21 protein-coding genes are annotated in these 26,818 nt (G+C 53.3%); 11 read left to right on the top strand and 10 right to left on the bottom strand.

The annotated features are described in order from the left end of the window. Positions 1-4: 4 nt before the first annotated feature. A complete protein-coding gene (locus ABD931_RS09180; protein ID WP_345266228.1) occupies positions 5-1,543 on the top strand; it encodes a RagB/SusD family nutrient uptake outer membrane protein in 1,539 nt (512 codons plus the stop codon). Positions 1,544-1,632: 89 nt separating this feature from the next. Continuing rightward, positions 1,633-5,166 (top strand): VCBS repeat-containing protein, encoded by a 3,534-nt coding sequence (locus ABD931_RS09185; RefSeq protein WP_345266230.1) that lies wholly within the window; start codon positions 1,633-1,635, stop codon positions 5,164-5,166. Here ABD931_RS09185 and ABD931_RS09190 read toward each other — a convergent pair. The 8 genes from ABD931_RS09190 to ABD931_RS09225 form a co-directional block, all read right to left on the bottom strand. Beyond that, the gene (locus ABD931_RS09190; RefSeq protein WP_345266232.1) at positions 5,163-5,390 is read right to left on the bottom strand and encodes a hypothetical protein; all 228 of its coding nucleotides are present in this window, start codon (positions 5,388-5,390) and stop codon (positions 5,163-5,165) included. The two genes, ABD931_RS09185 and ABD931_RS09190, sit on opposite strands and share 4 nt — an antisense overlap. A gap of 186 nt (positions 5,391-5,576) precedes the next feature. Then, a complete protein-coding gene (locus tag ABD931_RS09195; protein ID WP_345266234.1) occupies positions 5,577-6,686 on the bottom strand; it encodes a fatty acid desaturase family protein in 1,110 nt (369 codons plus the stop codon). A 315-nt stretch (positions 6,687-7,001) separates the two neighbouring features. Beyond that, positions 7,002-7,457 (bottom strand): cold-shock protein, encoded by a 456-nt coding sequence (locus ABD931_RS09200; RefSeq protein ID WP_345266236.1) that lies wholly within the window; start codon positions 7,455-7,457, stop codon positions 7,002-7,004. A 177-nt stretch (positions 7,458-7,634) separates the two neighbouring features. Further along, on the bottom strand, positions 7,635-7,835 hold the full coding sequence (locus tag ABD931_RS09205) for a cold-shock protein (protein WP_345266238.1): 201 nt from the start codon (positions 7,833-7,835) through the stop codon (positions 7,635-7,637). A 57-nt stretch (positions 7,836-7,892) separates the two neighbouring features. Then, the gene (locus tag ABD931_RS09210) at positions 7,893-8,972 is read right to left on the bottom strand and encodes a 3-oxoacyl-ACP synthase III family protein (RefSeq protein WP_345266240.1); all 1,080 of its coding nucleotides are present in this window, start codon (positions 8,970-8,972) and stop codon (positions 7,893-7,895) included. Between the two features lie 90 nt (positions 8,973-9,062). Further along, complete coding sequence (locus ABD931_RS09215; protein WP_345266242.1) at positions 9,063-9,338, bottom strand: hypothetical protein; 276 nt, start codon at positions 9,336-9,338, stop codon at positions 9,063-9,065. 114 nt (positions 9,339-9,452) lie between these two features. Continuing rightward, positions 9,453-9,857, bottom strand: a complete 405-nt coding sequence (locus tag ABD931_RS09220; protein WP_345266244.1) for a response regulator — start codon at positions 9,855-9,857, stop codon at positions 9,453-9,455. A gap of 147 nt (positions 9,858-10,004) precedes the next feature. Beyond that, positions 10,005-14,192 carry a CheR family methyltransferase gene (locus tag ABD931_RS09225; protein ID WP_345266246.1) on the bottom strand — a complete coding sequence of 1,396 codons (4,188 nt, stop codon included), beginning with the start codon at positions 14,190-14,192 and terminating at the stop codon, positions 10,005-10,007. A gap of 1,177 nt (positions 14,193-15,369) precedes the next feature. Here ABD931_RS09225 and tnpA point away from each other — a divergent pair. Beyond that, the gene (gene tnpA, locus ABD931_RS09230; protein ID WP_345266248.1) at positions 15,370-15,816 is read left to right on the top strand and encodes an IS200/IS605 family transposase; all 447 of its coding nucleotides are present in this window, start codon (positions 15,370-15,372) and stop codon (positions 15,814-15,816) included. 945 nt (positions 15,817-16,761) lie between these two features. On the opposite strand, the gene ABD931_RS09235 is transcribed toward tnpA, so the two are convergent. Both ABD931_RS09235 and ABD931_RS09240 read right to left on the bottom strand, forming a co-directional pair. After that, a complete protein-coding gene (locus ABD931_RS09235) occupies positions 16,762-18,033 on the bottom strand; it encodes a sensor histidine kinase (RefSeq protein WP_345266250.1) in 1,272 nt (423 codons plus the stop codon). A gap of 45 nt (positions 18,034-18,078) precedes the next feature. After that, positions 18,079-18,486: a response regulator gene (locus tag ABD931_RS09240; protein ID WP_345266252.1), complete on the bottom strand. Its 408-nt coding sequence runs from the start codon at positions 18,484-18,486 to the stop codon at positions 18,079-18,081. Between the two features lie 210 nt (positions 18,487-18,696). Here ABD931_RS09240 and ABD931_RS09245 point away from each other — a divergent pair, with 210 nt between their 5' ends. From ABD931_RS09245 to ABD931_RS09280, 8 genes are all read left to right on the top strand, one after another. Then, on the top strand, positions 18,697-19,383 hold the full coding sequence (locus ABD931_RS09245; RefSeq protein ID WP_345266254.1) for a DUF305 domain-containing protein: 687 nt from the start codon (positions 18,697-18,699) through the stop codon (positions 19,381-19,383). A gap of 195 nt (positions 19,384-19,578) precedes the next feature. Then, positions 19,579-19,962: a glycine cleavage system protein GcvH gene (gene gcvH / locus ABD931_RS09250; protein WP_345266256.1), complete on the top strand. Its 384-nt coding sequence runs from the start codon at positions 19,579-19,581 to the stop codon at positions 19,960-19,962. Positions 19,963-20,030: 68 nt separating this feature from the next. Beyond that, positions 20,031-21,317, top strand: a complete 1,287-nt coding sequence (locus ABD931_RS09255) for a dihydroorotase (RefSeq protein WP_345266258.1) — start codon at positions 20,031-20,033, stop codon at positions 21,315-21,317. After that, positions 21,314-21,865, top strand: coding sequence for a DUF4199 domain-containing protein (locus ABD931_RS09260; RefSeq protein ID WP_345266260.1), 552 nt, complete (start codon positions 21,314-21,316; stop codon positions 21,863-21,865). The genes ABD931_RS09255 and ABD931_RS09260 overlap by 4 nt, the downstream gene beginning before the upstream one ends. Positions 21,866-21,919: 54 nt before the next feature. Next, entirely contained in the window at positions 21,920-22,435 is a 516-nt protein-coding gene (locus tag ABD931_RS09265; RefSeq protein WP_345266262.1) for a DUF4199 domain-containing protein, read from the top strand. Continuing rightward, positions 22,435-23,160, top strand: coding sequence for a gliding motility-associated ABC transporter permease subunit GldF (gldF, locus tag ABD931_RS09270; protein ID WP_345266264.1), 726 nt, complete (start codon positions 22,435-22,437; stop codon positions 23,158-23,160). The genes ABD931_RS09265 and gldF overlap by 1 nt, the downstream gene beginning before the upstream one ends. Before the next feature lie 19 nt (positions 23,161-23,179). Next, on the top strand, positions 23,180-23,542 hold the full coding sequence (locus ABD931_RS09275) for a VanZ family protein (RefSeq protein ID WP_345266266.1): 363 nt from the start codon (positions 23,180-23,182) through the stop codon (positions 23,540-23,542). A gap of 648 nt (positions 23,543-24,190) precedes the next feature. Beyond that, on the top strand, positions 24,191-26,818 hold the full coding sequence (locus ABD931_RS09280) for a glycosyltransferase (RefSeq protein ID WP_345266268.1): 2,628 nt from the start codon (positions 24,191-24,193) through the stop codon (positions 26,816-26,818).

A 26,818-nucleotide genomic window follows, 5' to 3' on the forward strand; every position in this document is an offset into this window, starting at 1 on the left:
AAATATGAAAAAGACAATTCTCTGTAGTATATTCCTGATTGGGCTGGCTATCAGTTGCAACGAGGATGCCCTTAATAAAGTAAACCCCAACGGGGTAACTTTTGATACTTACTTTAACAATGAAGCCGAGCTGACGGCGGGTGTTAACTCCATCTATGCCCTGGTGCAGTCGAACAGCCTGGTGTCGCGGGAGTGGTTTTTTACCCACGACCTGCGTGGTGACGAGGTGGCCTCGGGCGGTGGGCAGTTAGAAACCCCCCGTAACCAACTGCTCATTGGGGTACATGACCCCAATAACGGGCTGGTCGGCAGTATCTGGCGGGGCTGGTACCGGACTATTCACCGAGCCAACGTGGTGCTGGAAAAAGGGCCGTCGGTAAAAAATATTTCGGATGCTGCCCGGAACCGGCTGCTGGGCGAAGCCCGCTTTCTGCGGGCCTGGGCGTATTACGAACTGGCTACCTTTTTTGGGGGCGTACCGCTGTATAAGGAATTTGTGAAGTCGGTAAATGGTTCGCTGAAGCGCTCGACCCAAAAGGAAGTGTATGATTTTGCCATTGCCGATCTGAAGGCGGCCGAAACCGGTTTGGCTGCTTCGTACGATGCCCGTAACCTGGGGCGGGCTACCAAAGCCGCTGCGCAGACCCTGCTGGCCCGTATTTACCTGCAGTTGGGCGACTACGCCAGCGCCAAAACAGAACTGCTGAAAGTGGTTAACTCCGGCTTGTATAAACTGGTGGATAATTACACGGACCTGACCAACGAAGAAGGTGAGTTCAACGCAGAATCTATTCTCGAGGTGGTGTTTATCCCTTCGGGCGGAGCTTACAACTGGGGGGGCGACAGCGATGGTACGGCCGTGCAGGAAGAAACGGTTCGGTCGCAGGAGTACGCTGCCATCGCGTGGCGTAACCTCATTCCGTCCAACAAAATACTGAACGAGTATGAGATGAAGGTGAAAGGCGACGCAAAAGATGACCCACGTTACGCGTTCTCGTACTGGTCGGTTGGTGATATGTTCAATAACGGGGCTACGTTGCTCACCGATGATATGGTGCAGGGCAATACATCGGTGGTGAACGGTAAAACGCTGAAAGTAAGCTGGCGGAAGTACTCCCTGATGTACAAATCCAATGCGGCCAACCAGCAAAGCGGTATTAACCAGCGGATCATGCGCTATGGCGATGTGCTGCTGATGCTGGCCGAATGCGAAAACGAATTGGGCAACTCAGCCGAAGCCATCAAACTGATAAATCAGGTACGCGCCCGCAAATCAGTAGACATGCCGCCGTATCCGACCGCCCGCTTTCCGGTTGGTAATAAAGACCAGGTATTCGACGCCATTGTCCACGAGCGTATGGTTGAGCTGGCAGGTGAGCAGGTCCGCAACTTCGATATTGTGCGCTGGCGGAAGAACAAAAAGCTGAAAGCTGAGCCGATCTCATACTTCCAGGCCAATAAGCACGAGTTTCTGCCGATTCCGCAGTCGGAAATCGATAACAGCCCGTCGTTAGACCAGAAAGATCAAAATCCGGGGTATTAAGTGAAGTTTGAGGTTTGACGGTTAGCGTTCAACACAAACAGGCTCCCTTCCCTCGTTCTATGGGAAGGGAGTTTTCATTATTATTGCTGATGAGAAGAGGTAAACGGATGCGCTTGGGTTTATGGCTGGCGCTGCTGGTAGGAGGTGGACTGATTGGTTGCCGGATCGGGCCTAAACCCTTGTTCGAAAAAGTCGAAGGGCGTGATTCGGGCATACGGTTTGCCAACAACCTGAAGGATACCGACTCACTGAATGCTTTTACTTTTACCAATTTTTATAATGGAGGTGGGGTTGGCGTCGGTGATTTTAACCGGGACGGTAAGCCCGATCTGTTTTTCACCGGCAACCAGGAAAGCTGCCGGTTGTACATCAATCAGACCCAGTCTGGCCGGCCACCCGCCGGAACATCGAATTTCAAGTTTGTTGATGTAACCGAATCCGCCGGCGTGCGTACCAACCGCTGGTGTACCGGCGTGTCGGTGGTCGATATTAACCAGGATGGCTGGGATGATATTTACGTAAGTGTAGCGGCTCACAAAATCATGCCGCAGAGCCGCAATTTACTCTTCATCAATCAACGCACGGCTTCGCCTACCTTCAACGAAGAAGCGGCCCTGTATGGCCTCGACTTCGATGGGTTTACAACGCAGGCCGCTTTCTTCGATTACGACCTGGACGGCGACCTGGATGTATTCCTGCTCAACACCGCCCCCGATCTGCAAAATCCCAACTACCTGCGCCCGGCCACCAACGATGGTACTTATCCGTCTACCGATCGGTTGTACCGGAATATGACAGTGGAGAGAAGTAAAGGAGAAAAGGAGGAAGGTCAGTCCCGACATCAGCCGCTTTTCGTTGACGTTTCCAGGGAAGCGGGTATTCGCTATGAAGGATTAGGGCTGGGGCTGGTGGTGTCGGATGTGAATCAGGACGGCTATCCGGATCTGTATTGCTCCAATGACTTTATCAGCAGCGATATACTGTACCTCAACAACGGCGACGGCTCATTCAGCAATACCACCCGTGCATCGCTGGCGCATACAAGCCTGTACGGAATGGGTATCGATGCCGCCGATATCAACAACGACGGTCGCATCGACCTAATGCAGCTCGACATGCTACCGCTCGACAACGCCCGGCAAAAAATGATGCTGAGCGGTCAGGATTATGATAAAAAAGAACTCAGCCGGCAACCGCAGTACGGCTACCAGCTTCAGTACATGCGGAATATGCTGCAAATCAACACGGGCGTGGGGCAAGGGGCGTGGGGCAAGGGGCGTGGGGTAAATAATCCTACCATGCTCCCCCTGCTCCACGCCCCCTGCCCCACGCCCTATTTCAGCGATCTTGGTTTACTGGCCGGGGTGGCGCAGACGGACTGGAGCTGGGCGACCTTACTGGCAGATTTTGACCAGGATGGGCAGAAAGATATGTTCATCACCAACGGTTATCGTAAAAATGTTACCGATAAAGACTTCATCAGTTTTTCAGAAGAGTTCGGCCTATTCGGCACCGACCAGGCCAGGGAGCAGGTTCGTAAGAAACTGCTGGAGAAGGTGCCTGAAATCAAACTTCGCAATTATGCCTTCCGCAACCGCTCCGACCTGACCTTTGAGGATGTGTCGGCCGCCTGGGGACTCGATGAGCTTTCGTACGCCAACGGAGCCGCCTACGCCGACCTCGATCAGGATGGTGATCTGGACCTGATTATCAATAATGTTGACGAAGAAGCGTCGCTGTTTCGCAACAATAGCCGGGAGCGGCAGAAAAACGGCTTTTTGTCGGTGATGTTAGACGGGTCTGCCACCAATCGGGCGGGAATCGGCGCTACGCTGACCGTGTGGGCGGGGGGCGGAAAACAGCAGGTTTTTGAGCAGTATCCGGTGCGCGGCTACCTGTCGTCGGTCGGTCAGGAGTTGGTGGTGGGGTTAGGGACCGCGCCGGTGGCCGATTCGGTGCGGGTAGTCTGGCCGGGTGGCCTTACCGAAATGCGCTACCGGGTTGAGGCCAATCAGAAGCTGGTGTTCCGCGCTGCCGATGCCGGACCGCCCCCCCGGCGTTCGGCCGAAAAACCGAATTTGTTGTTTAGCCGGCTACCGGATGTGATCGACTATGCCCATCAGGAATCGGATTTTGTCGATTTTAAAACAACGCCCGCCCTGCACAAGATGCTGTCCCGTCAGGGTGTGGCAATGGCTGTAGGGGATCTCAACGGAGACAAAATTGATGACGTTGCCGTAGGGGCATCGTACCGGGGTAGTGCCGGTGCCTTGTTCTTCGGCAAAGCCAACGGGCAGTTCACCCGTGCCGACTGGATGCCGAATACACCCATGGAGGTCGGCGATATTCTGCTCTTTGACGCCGATAATGACGGCGATAACGACCTGCTGGTGGTGGGCGGGGGTAACGAACGGCCGCTCCAGGTTACGGAAGCTTACCAGCCTATTCTTTATCTGAACGATGGCCGCGGCCGCTTTGAACCAACCGCTGCGCTGCCCCAACTCGCCGTCAGCAGCCAGTGCGTCCGGGCCATCGACTACGACCGAGACGGTGATCTGGACATTCTCATCGCCGGTCGTCAGATACCCGGCCAATACCCGCTGCCCGCCCGCAGTTATCTGCTCCGGAATGAGAGCAGGCCGCAAGGGGCAAAGCAGGAGGTAAAATTTACCGCATCAACTGCTTTGTATCCTGCACCGAACGTCCTGCGTTTCACCGACGTAACGGCCGAAGTTGCCCCCGGTCTGACTACCATCGGCATGGTTTGCGACGCGCTACCCCTTGATGTTGACCGCGACGGTTATAATGACCTTATCCTCGTTGGCGAATGGATGGCCCCAACTGTTTTGAAAAACAACCGAGGTAAACTGCAACGTGTAGACCGTAAACCGCCGGGCGGCCCCGCAGAAACTCATCCGGGTTGGTGGAACTGCCTGGCCGCCGGAGACTTTGACCATGACGGCGACCTGGACCTGCTGCTGGGCAATGAAGGGTTAAACACTTTGTACCGGGCATCGGAGCAGGAGCCTATTCGCGTATACGGCAAGGACTTTAACCAGGATGGGCAGTTTGACCCCATTATGGGCTACTTCATCAACGGTACCCGCTATCCGGCCTTACCACGCGAGACCCTGAACCAGCAGATTATCCAGTTCCGGCGCAAGTACCAGCATTATGCCGATTACGCCAACGCAAACTTCGACCAACTGTTCCCGGCAGAGGAACTACAGGATGCCTTCCGGGGCGACGTAACCGAGCTACGAAGCTGTTATGCCGAAAACCTGGGCGGAGGTCAGTTCAAACTCCGGCCGCTGCCCATACCGGCTCAGCAGGCTCCTGTCTTCGGCTTTTTAGTGGAGGATTTTGACCATGACGGCCATCCGGATGCCCTGGTAACCGGCAACTTCTTCGGCAACGAAGCCAATATGGGGCGGCAGGATGCGTCCCGGGGGCTGTTGCTTAAAGGAGACGGACGGGGAGGCTTTACGGCGATAGGCCCCGACCAAACCGGTTTCAGCGTTATAGGCGATGCCCGCCGGTCATACCGGTTGCATACTCCTGAGCGCATCATTACGGCTATCAACTCCGGCGTGCCCGTGGTGCATCAATGGAGAAGGCCTTAAGAAATCCTCCCCAGGCCAGTGTCGTTCTCAAACTTACCGACAACATTGGAGACATTGACCATATACCGGTGCGACTGAAGTTCAATATAAGGCTCTTCGCCCAGCACCCGCGCCGGACGGGTTAAAGTATCCAAAAATTTACCGCCAAAAGCATCCTGAACCAATAAGATATCGCCCGGCTGGAATAGATAATTAAAAGCCGAAGCTGTTTCGTAAGCGTTCATAAGCACATCCCTTCTACACGTTCACCTTCTTACTATTTATATTATAGAGGTTTTGTAGATAATTGTTTTGTTTGTGTACAATTATTTTGAACCGGTAGCAATATACGACGAGTTTTACCGGTTAAAAGACCATTAAATAGAAAATGATATAGGGTAATTTACTGGTTTACGTATAGAGTTTAATGCTTAGTGCTGATCGGCGTATGCTAAAGCCGAACTGTTTTCCTGAACATGGCCCAGGCTTTTTAACATCTCAATGTGGGAGCGAATGGCTGCCGCAAACGACGTTTTGTTATTGTACGGTATACCAAAGTCCTCGGCTGTAGCCTGTACGATCCGGGATAGCTGCCGGTAGTGAATATGGCAGACAGACGGAAATAAATGATGCTCGATCTGGAAATCCAGACCACCAATAAACCACGACATCGGCCGGCTGCAGGTGAAGTTGGCGGTGGAATAAAGCTGGTGAATGGCCCAGGCATTCTCTACATTACCCTGCTCGTCGAACGCCGGGTGTTCAACGCCCTCTACAACATGCGCCAATTGGAAAATGGTACTCAGGATCAGGCCGGAGGTAAAATGCATAGCCAGAAAGCCAATCAGCCACTGCCCAACCGTAAGATCGGTAAGCAGCAAGGGCAATGCACAGATCAGGATGCCATACAGTACCTTGGTAGTGATCAGAATTACAATATCCTGGGTTGAGAACGGTTTGGCCACCGCATGATTCCGGAATTTGAACACCTGCCGGAAATCTTTACCGAAGAAGGAAATCGTCATGAGCCCATACAGGAAAAACGCATAGATATGCTGAAAGCGGTGGTACGGCTTAATCTGTTCGCTGTACGAGAAGCGGAGTAAAAACTTGCCGGTAATGTCTTCGTCTACCTCGTGAATATTCGTATAGGTATGGTGCAGCGTATTATGCTGTACCTTCCAGTTATACACATTTCCTCCCAGCAGGTAGAGCGACGCGCTAAGCAGGTTATTGATCCGAGGTACGGCCGATAAGGAGCCATGACCGGCATCGTGCATCACTGCCATACCCACACCGGCCGTACCTACACCCATGAAAATAGCCAGCAGGAGCATGATCCACACCGGAAACCAGCCGGACAGAATCAACAGGTAGGGAACAATAAACAGGGAGAGCATGACCAGGCTCTTATAAATCATGGTTGAGGTACCAAACCGGCTGATCGCCTTCTCTTTAAAATACAGGTCAACCCTTTTTTTCAGGACCGGAAAAAAATCCGATTTGTCTTTGTTCAGAAACTTGATAGGCGCTTTTGCCATACTAGGTCAATGGGTTAAATGCAAAAAAGAGTTTGAACGCCCGGCTCTGCCCGGCGTCGGTACATGTTGTTTGTTCGCAAAAGCGCATTTTTATAAGCTCTGCAACCGGTGAGGATTGGAGATAACGAATAAAGCAGAGCTACACGAGAGGAGTCGCCGTAATAGACTGGCCTGATGGGTTAAATCAGCGGTAGTTTGGTGAGAGGGGCAAAACCTACTCTACTAACGCCACACGCTGCATTTAATTGTATTTGTACAGCGTGTGAGTAGAGTTAGTATGGCAGACGGTCGTGATGAACCTGGTGCGCAGCGCTTTTACTGGACAAGCTCTACACCGATGGCACTGGGTCCTTTGGGGGTCATTTCCACATCAAAGGAAACTTTATCGCCTTGTTTGATTTGGGTTTTTAGCGCATTTACATGGACAAAGACACTATCCTGCGACTTTAGGTCTTTGATGAAGCCATACCCCTTCGCTTCGTTGAAGAACGTAACGGTGCCGGTCCGGATCAGGCTGGCCGGATCAATATCCTCCTGGCGGGCAACGCCAATCTGGATGTCTTCGGAATTAATGGTTCGCTTTTTATTCGGATCAGGGGGCGTAGACGTGATGTTGCCGTTTTCATCAACGTAAGCGAGCATGTCGTCGAGGTCTTTACCTTTTCCGGCATTGGCCTTGCGCTCTTCTTTCTTGTCTTTTTTGTCCTGCTGCTTTTTAAGGCGTTTTTTTTCTTTTTCTTTTTTGTTGAATGTTTCCTGCGATTTAGCCATATGTGCTTTAAAGGTTGGTTGATATACGCGACCGCGTACAGATACCTTATTTAGTAAGGTTTTTTTGACGGATTAAGTTCAGAGGAGCGTCTCCCTCGTCAATGCTGCCGTAAAACAAAAAACATGCCCTGAAGCATGTTTCTACCGTTGTCATGTAGTAATTGTATAAGGTATAGACTACCGAACAACCTCTACATTAACGGCATTGAGCCCTTTCTTGCCCTGCTCAACATCATACTGGACTTTATCATTTTCTCGTAAGATGACATTGCTCTTCAGTCCTGATACATGGACAAACACATCGGGCCCTGAATCGGATGGTGTGATAAAACCAAAGCCCTTACTTTCATTGAAAAACTTAACTGTTCCTGTTGGCATACTTGTATTTTTTATAAATGTAACATGGATTGAAACACAAAGCAAATGTTGGCGTGTTCAGAACTGATAAATGATGGCATTAATATTCATGCCGGCACCTACCGAAGCAATCACAACCTTATCGCCGGGCTTAATTTCGTGATCCGCCAATTCCCCTTTCCGGATCAGATCCAGTAAGGTAGGAATGGTGGCGACCGAACTATTACCAAGCCACGAAATGGTCATCGGCATCAGGTCGGCAGATGGTACAGTCTGGCCATGCAATTTAAACAATCGCTGCAAAATTGCCACATCCATCTTTTCGTTGGCCTGATGAATCAGCACTTTCCGGATGTCGGTGAGCGGAGTCTTTGCCTTTTGTAAAGCCGTTTTTATCACCAGCGGAACGTAGTTAAGCGCAAACTCGTACAACTTCCGCCCGTTCATTTTCATAAACAGATTTCCGTTTCCGGCTGCGTGGGGGGCAAACGAGTGATCCATCCGGAGCAGTTCAACATACTCGTGGGCGTGAGTCTGGGTATGGTGAGCCAGAATACCACCCGAACCTTGGTCAGACGCTTCGAGGATAACTGCCCCGCTTCCGTCACTGAACAGCATCGAATCGCGGTCGTGCGGGTCTACAATGCGGGATAAGGTTTCGGTACCGATCACCATACAGCGTCTGGCATCGCCGGAGCGGATGTAATAATCGGCCTGAATGAGCCCCTCCACCCAGCCGGGGCAGCCGAAAATCATATCGTAAGCTACGCAATCCGGATTGGTAATCTGGAGCCGGGCTTTGATGCGCGACGCCAGGGAGGGCACCATATCGACCCGGTTACTGCCGTGGGTGACATCTCCAAAGTTATGGGCAACAATGATATAGTCAAGAGATTCGGGATCGATGCCGGAACTTTCCAGGGCCTGGTGGGCAGCCAGAAACCCCAATTCCGATGCTTTCTGGGCGGGCTTGGCATACCGGCGCTCGGCAATGCCGGTAATTTCCTGAAATTTTCGGACCAGGGTAGTCTTGTCCTGCGTAATCAGGGCCCCGTCTTTGTCAAAAAAGCAATGATCTGCAAACGCGTGGTTGGTAACCTGAGTGGTTGGAATGTAACAGCCGGTGGCAACAAAAACAGAATGAATCGTATTATGCATGAAAAGAATTTGCCGGTGTCGGCGCCTAAGCCTGGTATTGCCAGACAAGATACAATTATTTTTTTATTTCCGGAATTTTGGGTTGCGTGGTCATTGATAGACTTCAAACACCTCGGCCGTATAACCTTTGTCCTGAAGCTGTATGGATTTAAGATGCCGGAAAACCCCAATGTCGGACGGAATCTTTTCGTCGCCCAGCGCTACATAGAAGCGTCGCTGCTGCAGCGGTTCCGTTGCAAGGCCTTTAAACTGGGCTTCTACGTCGTTCTGACTGATATGAATGGCTACCAGTTCTGAGCCGACCGGAAGATCGACTTCATTGAGTCCGAAAAACAAAGGAATCGTAAATAGTTCAGTAGACATCATGCAGTGGCCAATTGCCCGTTTGGTTCCTGTTAGGTTAATTCAGCCTGTTCTCCAGATTGGTTCCCAGCTTGAACGCGCTCAGCAGGGTATCCAACTTCTCTTTCCCCGGCAGGATTAGTGCAACTCATATTGAGCCGTAAGCTCATTAACCAGCGTTTGCCACTCACTAAAGGTAGCAGGCTTTACAAAATAGCCGTTACCACCATACGTGGCCATTTGTAATTGAATCTCCGGCTCTATAACCGCAGACAGTAAAATGATGGGCACGCTGGCGAACTGCACCGCCCGGCGAATTTCAATGAGTAGCTCTATGCCGTTCAGTCCGGGCATCATCCAGTCTAGGATAATTAATTGCGGGGGACGATTGATAGCACCAACAGCAGTGAGTAGCCCGGATCCGCTGGAAAAAGTTTCAATCTGGCAATCTGGAAAAGTCTTTTTAAAGGTTTCGGTCAGAATCAATAAATCATCTTCATCATCATCTACTACAATAATGAAAAGATCTTGTGGGTTCGCCATATCGACGGGATTAAGCGGCTATCCGTCGGCTTTACCAAAAGTAGGCGGAAAAGAAACCGGGTTAAATTTTGGAATATTGGTAAAGGTAACCACTTTTCCCGATAAATGGTTGCTTTCAGACTGGTTTTCGTGGTAATCGGTACCTGATCAGGCATTCTTTCTTGCAGCTTTCACCGGTACGTAAATCAGAAACGTTGTCCCCTCGCCCGGCCGGCTCACGGCCGTGATTGCGCCATCATGGTTCTCGATAATACGCTTGCAGAGGGCCAGCCCGATACCGGTGCCGGGATACTGCCCCGCCGGATGCAGCCGCTTGAAAGGATCGAAGATCCGGTCGGTATATTGCGGATCAAAACCCAGGCCGTTGTCCTGAACCATAATCTCGGCATACGCTGTGTCCGGATGTAGCCCCGCTACTGTCTCAAACGCCCAGCCCGGTGCCGTGCGGCTGCGGATGGTTACCTCCGGCGCAACCCCCGATCGGTAAAACTTCAGCGCATTGTCGAGCAGGTGGCGAAAAACCAGCCGCCACTGCGAGGCACTGCCCCTGATTTCCGGCAGATCTTCCCGGTGAAGGGTTACCCTGCGCTCTTCGATCAGGGTAAAGAAATCGTCGGTTACCTCCGCCAGCAGACTGTTCAGGTTGATCTTTTTCTGTTCGGGCTTTTCCGCAGAAAGCCGCGAGTACGTCAGCAGGTCTTTGATCAGAGCCTGCATCCGGTTGGCTGCGGTATGAATGCGCCCGATCAGCTTAGCGTCCGGATCGGCCAGATCGGCGGAAAGCTGGGTTTGTAGCAGGTCGGCCAGGGTCTGGATTTTACGCAGCGGCTCCTGCAGGTCATGCGCCGCTGCGTAGGCGTATTGTTCCAGCGTCTGGTTCGAGCGCTGCAACGCCTGGTTACGGTCCTCCAACTGGTGCTGGTACTCCTTGAGGGCCGTAACGTCGAGACCCGTCAGAATAATGCCTTCATCGTGCCTGATGATGGTCACCGCCAGCCAGGATGCCTTGTCCTGATTTTGGTACGGAAACTCCAGGTAAAGCGGCACGCCGGTTCGGGTAACATGCCGGAACTGCTCAAACGTGTCACTGGTGTACAGGGCTGGGTATTCCTCGGAGAGCTTGCCGCCGAGTATATCCTCCATCGGCTTCTGATTGACCTGAGCAAACTTTTCGTTACAGAATGCCAGTTGAAAATCGGTAATGTCGTGTTGCTCATTGTAGAGTGCTTTCAGGTAGGCAATAGCCGCCGGTGAGCTGTCCAGCACCGCCTGAAGGCTGTTGGCGGTCCGGGTCAGATCCAGATTGGTATGTTCCAGGCTCTGGTTAGCCTCATCCAGTTCCTGCGTTCGCTGCTGCACCCGCCGGTCCAGTTCGGTATTCAGCTCTTTTTGCAGGTGAACATCGGCGCAGGTACCGATATAGCCGTTAAAGGTGCCGTCGGGGAAAAACATGGGCTTGGCGTTTTCCAGCATCCAGTGGTAGGTGTCGTCGTGCCGTTTCAGCCGGTACTCGGCACTGAACGGCTTTCGGTCTCTCAGACTGCTATGGTAGCTGGTCAGGTAGCTTTCCCGGTCATCGGGATGAATATTGCGGGCCCAGCCATAACTGATCTCATCGGCCAGGGTGCTTCCGGTAAACGTGAGCCAGGCCTGGTTCACAAAGGTGTACCGGCCGTCGGGACCAGACACCCACGTCGGAAATGGGGCATTGTCGGCAATGGTATGAAACCATATTTCGCGCTCTTCCAGCAGTTGCTGCGCCCGCCGGTGATCGGTCAGGTCTTCAATCGCCAGCAGAATGGCGTCCTGCCGGGTTTGCCGGCTTACCCGGCTGGCGCTGAACATCAGCACTTTCTCGCCGATGGCGGGGAAGGTGTGCGTGACCTCATACTGCTGATAGTCTGCCGCCTGCGACAGGATATTAGCCAGCAACTGCCGCAACTGCGGGATATCCCACCGACGGTTGCCGATTTCGTAGATCAGCCGGCCTTCAATTTCGCTCTCCTCGGTCCGGAACTTTTCGTGAAACGCTTTGTTGGCGTTCAGCACCCGCAGGTCTTTATCGAGGATCAGCGTAGCCTCCCGAATGGTGGTGAAGATAGCCTCCGAGAACTGATAGGCCTCCGACAACTGGTCGTTACGGAGCTGCAACTCCTGATTGATCGTCATCAGCTCCTCGTTGGTCGACTCGATCTCTTCCTCTTCTTTGGAGGTTTCGAGTTCCTCGTTCATGCTCTGCAGCTCTTCGTTGCTGCTGATGATCTCTTCGTTGGCCGATTGCAGCTCTTCATTGCTGACCTCGTGCTCTTCAATCACCGAGCGCATATCTTCGCGGAGGCTCGCCAGTTGTTCTTCCAGTTCTTTGATACGCTGATTTCGGGCCGACAGCGATCTTGATTCCGGGGCTATTACCGGAAAGTCTTCCTCAAAAATAATCAGGTAAAGCTGGTCTTCGGTATCGGTGCGGATGGGAACGGCTTCGATGGCTACGTGGTATGGTTTGCCTTTAACCTCAAATTTCAGTCCGGTCTTCCGGACCGGTTGCCCGGCCTTCCGGGCTTTCAGAATGGTACTGCGCAGATCGAATACCAGCTCAGGACGGACCATCTTCAGCAGGTTCAGGGTGGCTTTGCCCGCCGTATGCGCCAGATACAGGCCGGTAGAGCCGCGAAACTGGAGAATATCCATGTCCTGATTGACCAGTACGCTGGGTGGTATGTACTGGCGGAGCAGCAGGTTATCGACCATCTGTTCCAGATCAACGGCCTGTGGTGCTACCGCGGGCGTCTTTCTGGGCCGGACCGCCTGTACTCTACCGTCATTGTCCGCGTATGCTTCCCGCAGGCGGGGGCTCATGTCGAAAGAAGCGTGGCTGGTGGCATCGCTCCGGCGGGAAAACACCTTATAGGGTTTCTCCAGTTGAGAGAAGAGTTGGGTAGCCGAACTGACTGATTCGGACTTGCCCAGCAGGAGAAAACCGTTGGAATTAAGGGCGTAGTGAAAGGCGCTGATAGCCCTTTTCTGGAGCGAATTGTCCAGGTAGATCAGCAGGTTACGGCAACTGACCAGGTCGAGCCGGGAGAACGGCGGATCTTTAAACAGGTTATGGGGCGCAAAGACGCAGAGGTCGCGCACGGCTTTGTTGATCCGGTACTGGTCGTCTACTTTGGTAAAGAACCGCTGCAGCCGCCTGGGGGATACTTCCATGACTTCGCTGCGGGTATAGGCCCCCTGACGGGCTTTGATAATGGCAGACTCGCTGATGTCGGTGGCGAAGATTTGAATCGGTACCGTTATGGCTTTGTCGCCAAATAGCTCCAGAAACATCATGGCCAGCGAGTAGGCCTCCTGGCCGGTAGAGCAGGCCGGCACCCAGATCCGAATCGGGTCGCCTTCTTTTTTGGTTTTCAGGATCTGGGGCAGCACTATCTTCTGCACGTAATCCATGGTTTCGGGATCCCGGAAAAAGCTGGTTACGTTGATGAGCAGATCGCCGTAGAGGAGTTCGGCTTCTTCGGGTTGCTGCCGGAGGTGCTGGGCGTATTCACTGAGCGATTCGAACTTGAAGAGCAGCATGCGCCGGATAATGCGCCGACGAACGGTGGTCATTTTGTACTGGCTGAAGTCGGCACCGGTAACTTTTCGCAGGAGCTGAATAATGGATTTCAGTTCTTCTTCCTGCGTGACCGGAATATCGGCTTCTTCAGCCTCGGTCATTAACTGAAACAGGTCCATTTTGCTGCTTAACTGCCCCAGTTCCCGGGCAATTTCCGCCGGCGATAGCACCAGATCGGCCACGCCCTCAACAATGGCCGCCTGGGGCATAAACCGGTATTTGGCCGTTTCGTCCTGCACAAACGTAAGACCGCCAACGGCCTTGATGGCCCTCAGGCCCAGAATGCCGTCGGCATTCATGCCGGAAAGCAAAACGCCGATAGCGCCTGCTTTCTGCCGTTCGGAGAGCGAGACAAAAAATTCGTCGATGGGCATGTGGATCGTCGGATGCAACTGACGCGGTTGCAGCGTGAGCACACTATCCACAATTTCCATGTTGGTATTGGGCGGAATAACGTAGACATGGTTCGGCTCGACTCGCATCAGGTGCTGAGCCTCGGCCACGGGCATCCTGGTTTCTTTACCCAACAGCGTGGCGAGCCGGCTATCGTAAGTCGGGTCCAGGTGTTGTATATACACGTAGGCCAGGCCCGTATCGGGCGGCAGGGACCTCAACAGCTCGGAAAAGGCTTCGAACCCCCCGGCCGATGCGCCAATCGCCACCACAGGTACTGATTTGGCTGTCGGCTGACCGTCGGCCGGTTGTTCTGTTGAGCTCATGTCTGAGTAGTGCCGGCGTCAAAATTGATAGAGCCGGTAGGCATTACCGGCTCTATCAATTTTGACGCTATCATTAAAAGGGTATATAACGGAGTAAAAGAAAAAACGTAAATCTAAACATTTACGGCCGTTAAAAAAATACTCAGTTCATTCGCATAAATCCGGTATTTGCAAAACATTTCTCTGGCTATGCAGTAGTTAATTCTGGTAAAAAACAGTATCTGTTGCGTTGGGTTAGGGTATTAGCTGAAATGGCTGGATTGCCTGCGCAGCGTTTTCTATTGCAGCATAACTGATTATGGCCAGGCAAACGGTTATCGTGATTGGGGCCAGGATGTGGCAAAGTCAACCCTTGCAGGGTTGCAGGCGGAAGCGATACCGCCCGTTGTACCCCGCCCTGCGGACGGGGTTATCCGGAGTCAACCCTTTCAGGGTTGTGGTGAGGGTGCAACCGTGCTCAGCCCCGCCCTGCGGACGGGGTTATTCACAGTCAACCCTTGCAGGGTTGCAGGAGGGTACTGATAGTCCTTTCGGTTCCAACCTGCTGGTCGAGGTTATCGATAGTCACCTTTTAGGGTTAGAAAAGAGAGACCTGTCCCTTACTGCCTCAGACCGCAGGGTAGAGCCGACACGGGCTATGCTCCTCCCCAATCCTGAAAGAATTGACTTTTAATAACCCGGCTCATAAGTCGGAGCTAAAAGGTTGTACGCCTGCCCCAAGCCTGAAAGGCTTGACTGTGAATAACCCCGTCCGTAGGGCGGGGCTGAGCACGGTTGCACCCTCACCACAACCCTGAAAGGGTTGACTTCGCCACCACAGACCCTTTGCGTTGCATAAAGGTGTGGACAAGACGTGCAAGGCATCTACCCCGCTGCGAATAGGGGCTATGCAGAGTCAACCCCTTCAGGGTTGTGGTAAGGGTGCAACCGTCCTCGGCCCCGCTCGGTGGAGCGGGGTTATCCGGAGTCAACCCTTGCAGGGTTGTGGGATGGTACTTATTGCTCTTCTGGTCTCTGACCTGCGGGTCGGCTTATTCGCTGTCAAGCCTTTCAGGCTTGGGGGGAAGGTGAGGGATATGGTCCTGCGGGTACCAACTTATAGGTTCGGAGTTAGGTATAGAGAGTTCCTCAAGCCAGGCAGGTTGATTATGTTCTTCCCGATGCGTAGCTTACCGTCATGAGCTACCGCCAGATTCTTTACCAAATCGTTTTCGGCACCAGGCACCGAAAACCCACGATTAACGAAACCCATTGTGCCGACCTGTACAACTACATCTGGGGCGTTATCAAAAACAAAAAGTGTAAACTGTTTCGCATCAACGGGGTCGAAGACCATATTCACATCCTCTGCGATTTACACCCCACCGTGGCCCTGGCAGATCTGGTGAAAGACATCAAAGTAGGTAGTTCATTGTGGATGAAAGAGAGCGGCCTGTTCCCCGCTTTCGAGGGATGGGCGGACGGATACGGTGCGTTTACTTATTCGGTTCGGGAACGTGACGCGGTCATCAACTACATTAAAAACCAAAAGGTGCATCACCAGCAGGTATCCTTTGCCGACGAGTACAAAGCCCTGCTGGACGAATTCGGCATAGCGTACGAGGAAGAGTATCTGTTCCGATAATACTTGACAGGGATTTGGCCAGGGACCTGATACACGGACATTACATAAGACACCCAATCACGGCGTGACTATCCTTAATCCAATACCCAAGCCTGAAAGGCTTGACTCCAGATAACTCCGACCTTCGGGTCGGGCTCCGACAGGGCGATAAGTGCCCTTCCGTAACCCTGAAAGGGTTGACTTTGGATAACCCCGCTCTGTAGAGCGGGGCCAAAGACGGTGGCCCCTCCACCACAACCCTGAAAGGGTTGACTTTGGATAGGTCCGATTTGCAGAGGAGGGCCTGCCCGTTTTGTCCACACATTTCTACAACGCATTGGGGCCAGGATGTGGCAAAGTCAACCCTTTCAGGGTTGCCGGCAGAAGCGCCACCGCCCGTTGTCCCCCGCCCTACGGACAGGGCTATCCGGAGTCAACCCCTTCAGGGTTGTGGTGAGGGTGCAACTGTCCTCAGCCCCGACAGGGCGATAAATACCCTTCCGTAACCCTGAAAGGGTTGACTTTGGATAACCCCGCTCTGTAGAGCGGGGCCAAAGACGGTGGCCCCTCCACCACAACCCTGAAAGGGTTGACTTTGGATAGGTCCGATTTGCAGAGGAGGGCCTGCCCGTTTTGTCCACACATTTCTACAACGCATTGGGGCCAGGATATGGCAAAGTCAACCCTTTCAGGGTTGCCGGCAGAAGCGCCACCGCCCGTTGTCCCCCGCCCTACGGACGGGGCTATCCGGAGTCAACCCCTTCAGGGTTGTGGTGAGGGTGCAACTGTCCTCAGCTCCGCCCTGCGGACGGGGTTATCCGGAGTCAACCCTTGCAAGGGTCGTGGAAAGGAGCGATGCAGTTCACTATTTCTGCCAAACAAGGCCGTGTTATGCAAAGTCAACTCCCAATCAGGCTTGGGGCTGTGATGGGTTTAGTCAAATTTGGAGCTACTTACGTACGACACCTAAGCCGGCCAGTGGATTGGTATCCGGATACGGAATAGGGTGCCCGCCTGTGGGGTACTCTCAATTTCAAGGCTGGCTTTCAGCAGTTCACACAGCCGTTTGACAATGGACAGACCGATACCCTCACCCTTGTTGGCATAATCGTGGGGTGCGTTCAGGGCTTGATTCTCCTGCGAGGAGGTGGGAGGGAGCCCGGCTCCGTAGACACTCGGGGTTTCGGGGGATGGGCTTAGCACCTGGGAGTACGTGCCGGCACCTGTGTTGGGTAAGCCAGAGCCGGTATCCTGCACACTAATGATGCAGCGGTAATCATTCTCCCGGCTCCAGGAGACCGACACCATCCCCTTTTGGGTGTGCTTAAAGGCATTCAGCAACAGGTTTTGCAGAATGCGCAGGAGATGGACGGCATCACTGTGAATAAATACTTCGTCCGGACCATCGGCTTTCAGCAGCAGGTGGCGCTCCTGCGCTAAGGGCCGGACACTATCGACCAGCGAATGCAGCAGTTCCGACACATTGAAGGACTCAATGGTGAGGGGTTCTTTGCCGGCTTCCAGCCGGGCCAGGTCCATCAGCTGGGTAACCATGGTGCGCACCACCGTGAGGTTACGATTCAGCATCTCCAGCATATCGCTTCGCATCTGGACCGAGTCCCCTTCCATTTTCAGCAGAAAAGCCGCTCCCTGAATCACCCCAAAGCTGGAGCGCAGATCATGGGCCGACTGGCGCATGAGATCGCCCCGCTCCTGGGCCAGTTCATTAAGCTGGTCGAGGGTTTTTTGCAGGGTTTCGACCCGGCTGTTGGCGGCCATGCGCTGCAGGTCACTGTACTGTTCTACGCTACCGTCGATGGTCAGGTTGCCAAACCAGGCCATTTGCTCGTAAGCGGTTGCTATGAAGTTCAGGTCCGGCAGGCCGTTCCACTCCCAAAACAGCCGGAGTTCGGCTAAAAGCACCTGGTTCAGGTGCTTCAGTTCCCTGAGCAATTGGTGCAGGGCATAGCCTTTCTGCCACCGGTGTAAGCCATGTTCGGCCGCCAGTTGGGGAATGTGGGCCTCTGGTGGCTCCTGCCGGAGGGTTTGCTCCAGTACATTGAGCATATACGGCACTTTGTTGTTGAACTCTTCGCGGCTGAGGCTGGGGGTATTCTGCAACGCAGGGTCTTTCTCGCAGATGGTACGCCAGTTGTTCAGCAGGGCATCGCGTCGGCCGGCCAGAAAGGTAGCTAAACCGGCTAAAGAAGCAGATGATGCATCAGGAGACGATTCCATGAAGACGTACTGGTAAAATGAGGTGCAAAACTATCAGTACTAGCTTTACGATGGGCTGAACATCTTTCGCCAGCAACTGCTGACTGAGGCTAAAACCTGGCTGAGTGTCTGATAGTTTGTCGGTTTGGTCAGAAACGCTTCGGCACCCAGGTCAAACGATTTTTCACGGTCGGCAACATCGCTGGATGTGGTAAGCACCACCACCGGAATCTGGGTCCAGACCGGATGCGATTTCAGGAAACCAAGCGTTTCAAACCCGTTCAGCAACGGCATGTTCAGGTCTAACAGGATTAAGGTGGGTAAAGGCAGGGCAGGATGAGCCGTTAAATAATTGATGAGTTCCTGGCCGTTATGGAAAATTTTCAGTACGCAGTTGATGTGCGGGTTAATGGCCCGCTGCGCCAGAAAGCAGTCGTCATCATCATCGTCTACCAGGTAAATAATCTGCTCCATCTCCAGCACAAATCACAGTGAAATTTCTACAAAGATATGAGATTATTGTGTCTATAGAATTAATGAGATATTAATTTTGCCGAACGCCTGCCGGCTCGTCCTTACCGCGGCAAATTTCTGTAAGTCACACTAAACCAAAGCCGTTGAGAACAATCAAAGAAATAGTGTTACCGGCCGGCACGTGAAACATACAACCGGTAGCCCATTATCATGAGCATGACAATAAACATTAAGCGCCTGTATGCCATAGGGCTGGTTGGCCTGAGCCTGGCCGGGTTTAGCGTTTCAGCCAGTCTGGCCCAACTAAAACCGACGCCAAAGGTGAGCGGTAAAACGATGGCCACGGCCAAAACGGGGGTGGTAGCCGACCAACTCATGGAATCCGTTACCCACATGATGGATAAGCTCAACACCATGCGCTTCTCTGGAGACCCCGATTTCGATTATGTGTTTATGGTCCGTACGCACCACCTGGCGGAGATTGACCTGTCGCAGGAGGTAGTGAATACGGTAAAGAGTGATTCGCTACAGCAGCTGGCCACCGCGCTGATCAACCGTAAGCAGAAAGAGGTTAACCAGTTGGAGGATGCCCTGAAACAAATCCGGCCGAGCCGCGCCAACCAGGCCTTTGTGCAGGCGCAGAATCAGCAACTGGCGGCCATGAAGCTGAACTTCCAGAACGGTATGCTGGAGAAAAAGCTGACGGGCCGGGTGGATGAAGATTACGCCACCATCATGCTGGAGCACCAGCGTGACGCCATCGATATGACCCAGAACTACCTGAAGTACGGCAAAAACCAGAACTTACTGGCTTTGGCCCGGCAGCTACTGGCAAACGCCCAGGCCGATACCAGGCAGTTTAAAACGCTTGTGAAGCAGGAGAAGATTGGAAATTAGCTGATTGGTTAACTGGTTCATTGGTTGAATGGTTGCCTTTCCGGAACCGACCATACCCATTCAACCAATCAACTAATGAACCAATTAACCAGTTAACCAATCATCCTCAAACTTCAAACCCCAAACTTCAAACCAATTCAAAAACTGTTTGTAACTTGCGGCATCAAATCGTCAGCAACCGAAAGAGCGGATAGCATGAACTTCCCTGAGGAACTCAAATACACACAGGACCACGAATGGATTCGATTAGAAGCCGATGGTACGGCCGTAGTAGGCATCACTGATTTTGCCCAGCATGAACTGGGTGATATCGTTTTTCTGGATATTACGACGGTCGGTCAGGCCATCGCCAAAGGTGATGTGTTCGGTACGGTTGAGGCCGTAAAAACGGTGTCTGACCTGTTTATGCCTATTGAGGGTGAAGTGCTGGAACTGAACCCGGAGGTGGAGCGCTCGCCGGAACTGGTGAACGAAGATCCGTATGGCCGCGGCTGGATTGTGCGGGTAAAACTGACTGGTGATGCCGGCGAAGACGGGCTTTTATCAGCCGAAGCCTATAAAGAGCTGGTGGGTCAGTGACCCAACCGGTCCTTTTGTGAAGCTCCGATAGGGGCTTTTTTTTTAAGCAGCACCGAAATTAAGATTCCATGCAGTTTCTTATACGCTCTGCCCGTATTATAGATCCGCAGTCGTCGTTTACCGGACAGCGATGCGATATTCTTGTGGAGAACGGCATCATTCTCCGGATTGGGCAGGAATTGACCACCGATGAGAAGGCCCGGGTTATCGATTGGCCGAATGTACACGTGTCGCCCGGCTGGGTTGACCTGCGGGTGTCGGCCAAAGACCCCGGCTACGAGCATAAAGAAGACCTCACCAGCGTATGTCAGGCAGCCGCAGCCGGCGGGTTTACGGATATTGCCGTGCTGCCCAACACCAAACCCGTGGTCGACTCCAAAGATACGCTGGGGTACCTCCGGCGCATGGCCGAAGGACAACCGGTGGCGGTGCATCCGATTGCGGCCGTGACCAGACGGGCCGAAGGGGAAGACCTGACCGAGATGATCGACCTGCACCATGCCGGGGCTGTGGCATTCTCAGACGGCGAGCACCCGCTGCAAAACCCCGACCTGCTGCTGAAAACACTGCAGTACCTCCAGCCATTCAACGGGCTGCTGATGAACCGGCCCGAAGAGGCCATGCTCACCCGCTTCGGGCAGATGCACGAAGGGGTGCAGAGTACGTTGCTGGGTATGAAAGGCATGCCCGCGCTGGCCGAAGAACTGATGGTTGAACGTGATCTGCGGCTGCTCGAATATGCGTACCTGGAGAAAGAGCCACCCACCACTACGGTGCTGCACTTCTCCACGCTTTCGTCGGCCCGCTCGGTGGAGCTGATCCGGCAGGCCAAACGGCAGAGATTGCCCGTGAGTTGCGATGTGGCTGCGCACCAACTGGTATTCGACGATTCGGCGATGGCCGGCTTCGACACCAACCTGAAGGTCAATCCGCCATTTCGGTCCCGCGCCGATGTAGATGCCCTGTGGCAGGGGCTCGCCGACGGTACTATCGACGCCGTTGTGTCGGACCATAACCCGCACGACGAGGAGTGCAAGAATGTAGAGTTCGACGTGGCAGAGTTCGGCATTACAGGGCTTGAAACAGCTTTTGCTGCCCTACTAACGTATAATCAGGGACTGTCGCTGGAGCAATTGGTGGATAAACTGGCCATTCGGCCCCGGCAGATTCTGCGGCTGTCGCCGGTAAGCATTGCCGAAGGGCAGGCCGCCAGTCTGACGCTTTTCGACCCCAACCAGACCTGGACGTTTGCCCGCAGCGTATCGAAATCGAAAAATACCCCGTTTCTGGGACAAACGTTTACCGGTCGGGTAGTGGGTGTTCTGCACCAGGACCAGCATCATACAACGGCATGAATCGAGTAATTGGCTATTTTAACACTCCCCTGCTAAAGGTGCCGCTGCTGGCAGGACTGCTTACCGGCATTCTGGCGTTTCTATACTTTCTGGCGCTGTATGCCGTGGGTATCCCTCCGCTGGGCAACCACAAATCGCTGGATTTTGGTATCCACCTGATCTTAATGGTGGCCGCCGTCTGGTATTACCGAAAGTACGTCGGCAACGGCTACCTGCACCTGTGGGAAGCCCTGGGTATCTGCTATATCCTGAATACAATAGCGGCTATGGTGACCGGCTGGCTCATTTACTTTTTTGTGACCCAGATTGACCCGGCCGTATTTCAGGAATACGTGGCCAATTCCCGCCAACTGCTGCTGAGGGGACAAACCGACATCAGCGAAAGACTGGGAGCCGATCAGTTTCAGAACCTGCTGCAGGAAGTCAACAATGTACAGCCGGCTGACCTTATCATCGACGAGCTATGGAAAAAAACGGCGCTGGCCGTATTGCCGGTACTTATCATTTCGTTGCTGTTCCGGAAACAGGATTATAATGTGCTTCAATAAACAAATCAATATTCGGTTATAACACCTACTTTCCCCCAAACCACTTAGTCGACAATGGAAGAAAAACCCTCCTCCGCCCGTCTTGCCCTGAAATGGGGTCTTATTATCGGTATTGCTTCCATCCTGTTCAGCACCATTCTGTACGTGACCGATCAGGTGGGAAATACCGCGCTAAGTATTGTAGCCTACGCTATCATCATTATCGGTCTGGTCATGGCCATGCGCGAATACCGTTCGCTGAATAATAACTATATGAGTTACGGCGAAGGCCTGGGGTTAGGCGCACTGACTTCGGGCGTCGCCGGTATCCTGTCCAGTCTGTACGGCGTGTTGTATACGAACATGATTGACACCGAGTTTCAGAACCGGATGATGGACCAAATGCGGGTGCAGTACGAGGAGCGGGGTATGACCGACGACCAGATTGACAAGGCAATGGAATTTGGCCAGATGTTTCAGAGTCCGGGCCTGCTGTTCATCTTTGGGGTGCTGGGTACCATTTTCATGGGGTTCATCTTTTCGTTGGTAATAGCCGCTATCCTGCGCCGGAACCGGCCGGTTTTTGACTGATGGGAGCCATTTTTCGCAAAGAAATCAACCAGTTTTTCAGTTCGCCCATTGCCTACATCATCATGGTGGTGTTTCTGACCGCCGTGGGGCTGATGCTATGGGTGTTTCCGGACACCAGTCTGCTCGCCTACGGCTACGCCGACATGGGCACTTTTTTTAACCTGACACCCTATGTGATGCTGTTTCTGGTGCCGGCTATGACCATGCGTGCCATTGCTGAGGAGGTCCGCACCGGCACACTCGAATGGCTGTTAACTAAGCCCGTCAGTCGCTGGGGCGTAGTGGGAGGCAAGTTCCTGGCCAACTGGCTGCTGGTGGCCCTGACGCTGCTGCCGACGCTGCTGTATTACATTACGCTGTACCAGTTGGGTAACCCGCCCGGCAATATCGATTCGGCCTCGGTGACTGGTTCGTACATCGGCCTTTTGTTGTTGGGCGGTGTGTTTGTGGCAATTGGCCTGTGGGCATCGTCGATCAACGAAAACCAGGTAGTGGCCTTTGTGCTGGGGGTATTCTTCTGCTTTCTGCTCTATGTAGGCCTGAGCTCGTTAACGGGCCTGCTGGGCGACGGCAGCGCTGCGTACTGGCTCTCCTACCTGGCCCTGGATGAGCAATACCGATCGCTCGGCCGCGGCCTTATCGACTCCCGCAATGTGATTTATCTGCTCTCCCTCACAAGCGTATTCCTCTGGCTCACCACCTATCGCCTGACCCCCCGCCAATAAGTACCAACAACTATCGACTATGAAAAACAAGTCTCTTCTCTGGTGGGCTGCCCTGATCTGGACGATTATTATCTTTTTAGGTTGCTCGGTTCCCGGTCCTGACCTGCCGCCTATTACGGAGCAGTTCAACGATAAGTGGATGCATACGGTCATTTTTGTGCCGTATGGCGTTTTGTGGGTTTTGGCGGGCTACCGGCCAAAAGTAGTGCTGATAACCGGCATACTGTACGGTATAGGCATCGAACTCTTCCAGGGGGTGGCCCCGATCAACCGCACCTGTGACTGGCGCGATGCACTCGCCGACGCACTCGGGGTGATTTTGGGTGTGCTGGTCGGCTGGGCGTTTATCAGAAGCCGGCGGGTAAGCAGCAACGACTCATAGGGGCAACGCTGGTTTATACTCAGTAAATTTACGGATAACCCACGATCTGGAAAGGCAACTGCCGGTCTGTGTTTTTCCTGTAAAATGTCTAAAACACGGCGTGAAGAAACCCTTAAATCACGGTTTTACTTTTTGATAACGTATAGGTATATGCGGTAACCGGAGTTTTGCCTACTGCCCGAACGGGAGTACGCCGGATAGCGCAGCCGAACGCTTCAGATCTGGGTAAATTAAGTACTAACAAGCCTGAGTAAAAGTACGTCTTACACGCTTTAATATGTTTCCATAGTTGTGCTTTTTGATCTTATCTTTTTCTGGACCGTTTAAAAGTTTTAACTCCATTTTACAAAAGTTCTTTAAATAGTTCAATTTGTTTTCAGATTTGGCTTATACCTTTGTTGCCTTTCTAAGGAGTTTCTAATGTTTATAGACTCATGTAGAAAAATAGATGCTCAGCCGTGCGCTCTACCTGCAAAGCTTAATATATGATGTAGTTGTACCACCTTAGTAACTTTTCAAACGTATTTAAGCCCTTTAATTTAAAAGGAACTGCCACATAACGGTGGCTGTTCAGGCCCGGAACTGTGGGTTTTTCAGCGTAAAGACCGGCTTAAAATACTATTTGTTCTATATACTCAATGTGGTAAGATGAAAGTTTGTGAAGAAATCGGGCAGGCCTGTTTTCGGCCCAGTGTTGAGGGTAAGTTTATTACTATTGGTGGAGAGAAGTTTTACATCAAAGGCGTTACTTACGGCACGTTTCGGCCGGATGAACAAGGTAATCAGTTTCCCTCCCCCAGAACGGTAGAACATGATTTTTCCCTGATGGTCCGTCACGGTATCAATGCGGTTCGAACCTATACGGTGCCTCCGCGTTACCTGCTGGAACTCGCCGGCGATTACGGACTAAAGGTTATGGTGGGGTTACCCTGGGAACAGCACATCACGTTTCTGGATGAGGCTGCCCGGGTCAGGGAGATTATCGGTCGGGTACAGGAGGGCGTACGATCCTGTGCGCAGCACCCGGCGGTGCTGTGTTACACCATCGGCAACGAAATACCCGCGCAGATTGTGCGTTGGTATGGTCCTAAGCGTATAGAACAGTTTCTGCATCAGCTATTCAACGCCGTCAAAGCCATTGATCCCGACGGGCTGGTCACCTATGTAAACTATCCCACAACCGAGTACCTTTCCCTGCCGTTTCTGGATTTCGACTGTTTTAATGTGTACCTGGAGACGGAAGAAAAGCTGAGCGCTTACCTTGCCCGGCTGCATAACCTGACCGGCGACCGGCCGCTGGTGCTGGCCGAAATAGGCCTGGACAGTATGCGGAATGGCGAAGAGCGTCAGGCGGAGGTACTGGACTGGCAGATTCGCACCATTTTTGGCAAGGGCTGTGCCGGAACCTTTGTCTTTGCCTGGACGGATGAATGGTGGCGGGGAGGTTTCGAAATTGAAGACTGGGATTTTGGCATTGTAACCCGGCAGCGACAGCCTAAACGGGCGTTGGCTACGGTGGCGCAGGTTTTTGCCGATGCGCCCTTTGCCTCGAAAACCCAACTGCCGAAGATTTCGGTGGTGGTTTGTACCTATAACGGTGCCGCTACTATCCGCGACTGTATGAACGGCCTGCTGGAACTGGATTACCCTGATTTTGAGGTCATTGTAGTTAGCGACGGCTCTACCGATCAGACTCCCGGAATTGTCGGATTATATCCCTTCCGCCTGATCTGTACCCCAAACCGGGGCCTGAGCAACGCCCGCAACACCGGTCTGGAAGCGGCCACCGGCGACATTGTTGCTTATATCGACGATGATGCCTATCCGGACCCGCACTGGCTGCATTACCTGGCCTACAGCTACCTGAACACCAAGCATGCCGGTATGGGTGGTCCCAACCTGTTGCCGGAGCACGATGGCCCCATTGCTACCAGTGTTTTTCATGCACCGGGTGGGCCGGTACACGTGCTGACCACCGACGAAATTGCCGAGCACATCCCCGGCTGCAATATGTCGTTCCGTCGGGAAGTACTGCTGGAGATCGGCGGTTTTGACCCGATCTACCGGGCTGCCGGTGATGATGTGGATGTATGCTGGCGGGTGCAGCAGAAAGGATACACCATTGGGTATCACCCCTCGGCTACAGTCTGGCATCATCGGCGCAACTCGCTGCAGGCCTACTGGAAACAGCAGCAAGGCTACGGCCGGGCCGAAGCGCTGCTGGAGCGGAAGTGGCCGGAGAAATACAATACCCTGGGGCACCTGAGCTGGGGCGGCCGCATCTACGGCAATGGTGTAACGCAGCCGCTGGAGCTGCGCCGGCGAAAAATCTTCCACGGTATCTGGGGGAGTGCGCCGTTTCAATCGGTGTATCAGCCGGCACCGAGCCTGCTGGCGTGTCTGCCGCTGATGCCGGAGTGGTATCTGCTGACGGGGGGATTGGCCCTGTTGTCGGTGCTGGGGCTGGTCTGGTCGCCGTTGCTATGGGCTATACCCGGTTTTGTGGCTACCCTGGCCATTGTATTGATTCAGGCCGGGGTGAGTGCCGCCAGGGCTCCTTACAAGGCTCCCACCAGAAAGCAACAGGGCTGGTTTTGGTTGCTGACGAGCTGGTTGCATGTTATACAGCCACTCGCACGGTTGTATGGCCGGTTCGCCTATGGCCTGACACCCTGGCGGAAGCGGGGACCGGCCCGGTATCAGTGGCACCACCTGTTTGCCCGTACTAGCCACGTAACGCGCTGGTCTGAAAACTGGCGTTCGCTCGAAGACTGGCTGGCCGATATGGAGCGGCATCTGAAAGCGACCAACGTTCGGGTACGTTCTGGGGGGGAATTCGATGCCTGGGACCTGCAGGTGAGCGGTAGTTTCTTTGCGGCCGTGCGGGGTTTGCTGACCATTGAGGAGCATGGGGGCGGCAAGCAACTGCTGCGGCTCCGGTGCCGCGCCCGGAGCTCAATGGTTGGTAGATGGCTCTTTTTCGTCTCGATTGGTTTAGGGGGCCTGGCAGTGTGGCATCAGGCATACCTTATCAGTTTGCTGTTTGGCCTGATGAGCCTGGGGCTGCTGGTGGGTTTCTTTACCGGCACGGCACGGGCAATGATTGCGTTTTGTGAGGCATTTCAGCAGCCGGTGACCGATTCTCCTGCCGAAACCGATGACCAGGATACAGCAGCCGACGGGCCCGAAAAGGAGCCCGAACTCTTGTCTCTGCCTTTTGCCGGCGAAACCCTTGTCACGGTGCATCCGCAAAAAATTACGCCCGGTGTCCTCTAA

Origin of the sequence: Nibrella viscosa, from assembly GCF_039541875.1 — a bacterium.
Taxonomy (GTDB): Bacteria; Bacteroidota; Bacteroidia; order Cytophagales; family Spirosomataceae; genus Nibrella; species Nibrella viscosa.

Coding starts and splice junctions, on each gene's coding strand:
- ABD931_RS09180 (WP_345266228.1), top strand. CDS start 5: ATGAAAAAGACAATTCTCTGTAGTATATTCCTGATTGGGCTGGCTATC.
- ABD931_RS09185 (WP_345266230.1), top strand. CDS start 1,633: ATGAGAAGAGGTAAACGGATGCGCTTGGGTTTATGGCTGGCGCTGCTG.
- ABD931_RS09190 (WP_345266232.1), bottom strand. CDS start 5,390: ATGAACGCTTACGAAACAGCTTCGGCTTTTAATTATCTATTCCAGCCG.
- ABD931_RS09195 (WP_345266234.1), bottom strand. CDS start 6,686: ATGGCAAAAGCGCCTATCAAGTTTCTGAACAAAGACAAATCGGATTTT.
- ABD931_RS09200 (WP_345266236.1), bottom strand. CDS start 7,457: ATGGCTAAATCGCAGGAAACATTCAACAAAAAAGAAAAAGAAAAAAAA.
- ABD931_RS09205 (WP_345266238.1), bottom strand. CDS start 7,835: ATGCCAACAGGAACAGTTAAGTTTTTCAATGAAAGTAAGGGCTTTGGT.
- ABD931_RS09210 (WP_345266240.1), bottom strand. CDS start 8,972: ATGCATAATACGATTCATTCTGTTTTTGTTGCCACCGGCTGTTACATT.
- ABD931_RS09215 (WP_345266242.1), bottom strand. CDS start 9,338: ATGATGTCTACTGAACTATTTACGATTCCTTTGTTTTTCGGACTCAAT.
- ABD931_RS09220 (WP_345266244.1), bottom strand. CDS start 9,857: ATGGCGAACCCACAAGATCTTTTCATTATTGTAGTAGATGATGATGAA.
- ABD931_RS09225 (WP_345266246.1), bottom strand. CDS start 14,192: ATGAGCTCAACAGAACAACCGGCCGACGGTCAGCCGACAGCCAAATCA.
- tnpA (WP_345266248.1), top strand. CDS start 15,370: ATGAGCTACCGCCAGATTCTTTACCAAATCGTTTTCGGCACCAGGCAC.
- ABD931_RS09235 (WP_345266250.1), bottom strand. CDS start 18,033: ATGGAATCGTCTCCTGATGCATCATCTGCTTCTTTAGCCGGTTTAGCT.
- ABD931_RS09240 (WP_345266252.1), bottom strand. CDS start 18,486: ATGGAGCAGATTATTTACCTGGTAGACGATGATGATGACGACTGCTTT.
- ABD931_RS09245 (WP_345266254.1), top strand. CDS start 18,697: ATGAGCATGACAATAAACATTAAGCGCCTGTATGCCATAGGGCTGGTT.
- gcvH (WP_345266256.1), top strand. CDS start 19,579: ATGAACTTCCCTGAGGAACTCAAATACACACAGGACCACGAATGGATT.
- ABD931_RS09255 (WP_345266258.1), top strand. CDS start 20,031: ATGCAGTTTCTTATACGCTCTGCCCGTATTATAGATCCGCAGTCGTCG.
- ABD931_RS09260 (WP_345266260.1), top strand. CDS start 21,314: ATGAATCGAGTAATTGGCTATTTTAACACTCCCCTGCTAAAGGTGCCG.
- ABD931_RS09265 (WP_345266262.1), top strand. CDS start 21,920: ATGGAAGAAAAACCCTCCTCCGCCCGTCTTGCCCTGAAATGGGGTCTT.
- gldF (WP_345266264.1), top strand. CDS start 22,435: ATGGGAGCCATTTTTCGCAAAGAAATCAACCAGTTTTTCAGTTCGCCC.
- ABD931_RS09275 (WP_345266266.1), top strand. CDS start 23,180: ATGAAAAACAAGTCTCTTCTCTGGTGGGCTGCCCTGATCTGGACGATT.
- ABD931_RS09280 (WP_345266268.1), top strand. CDS start 24,191: ATGAAAGTTTGTGAAGAAATCGGGCAGGCCTGTTTTCGGCCCAGTGTT.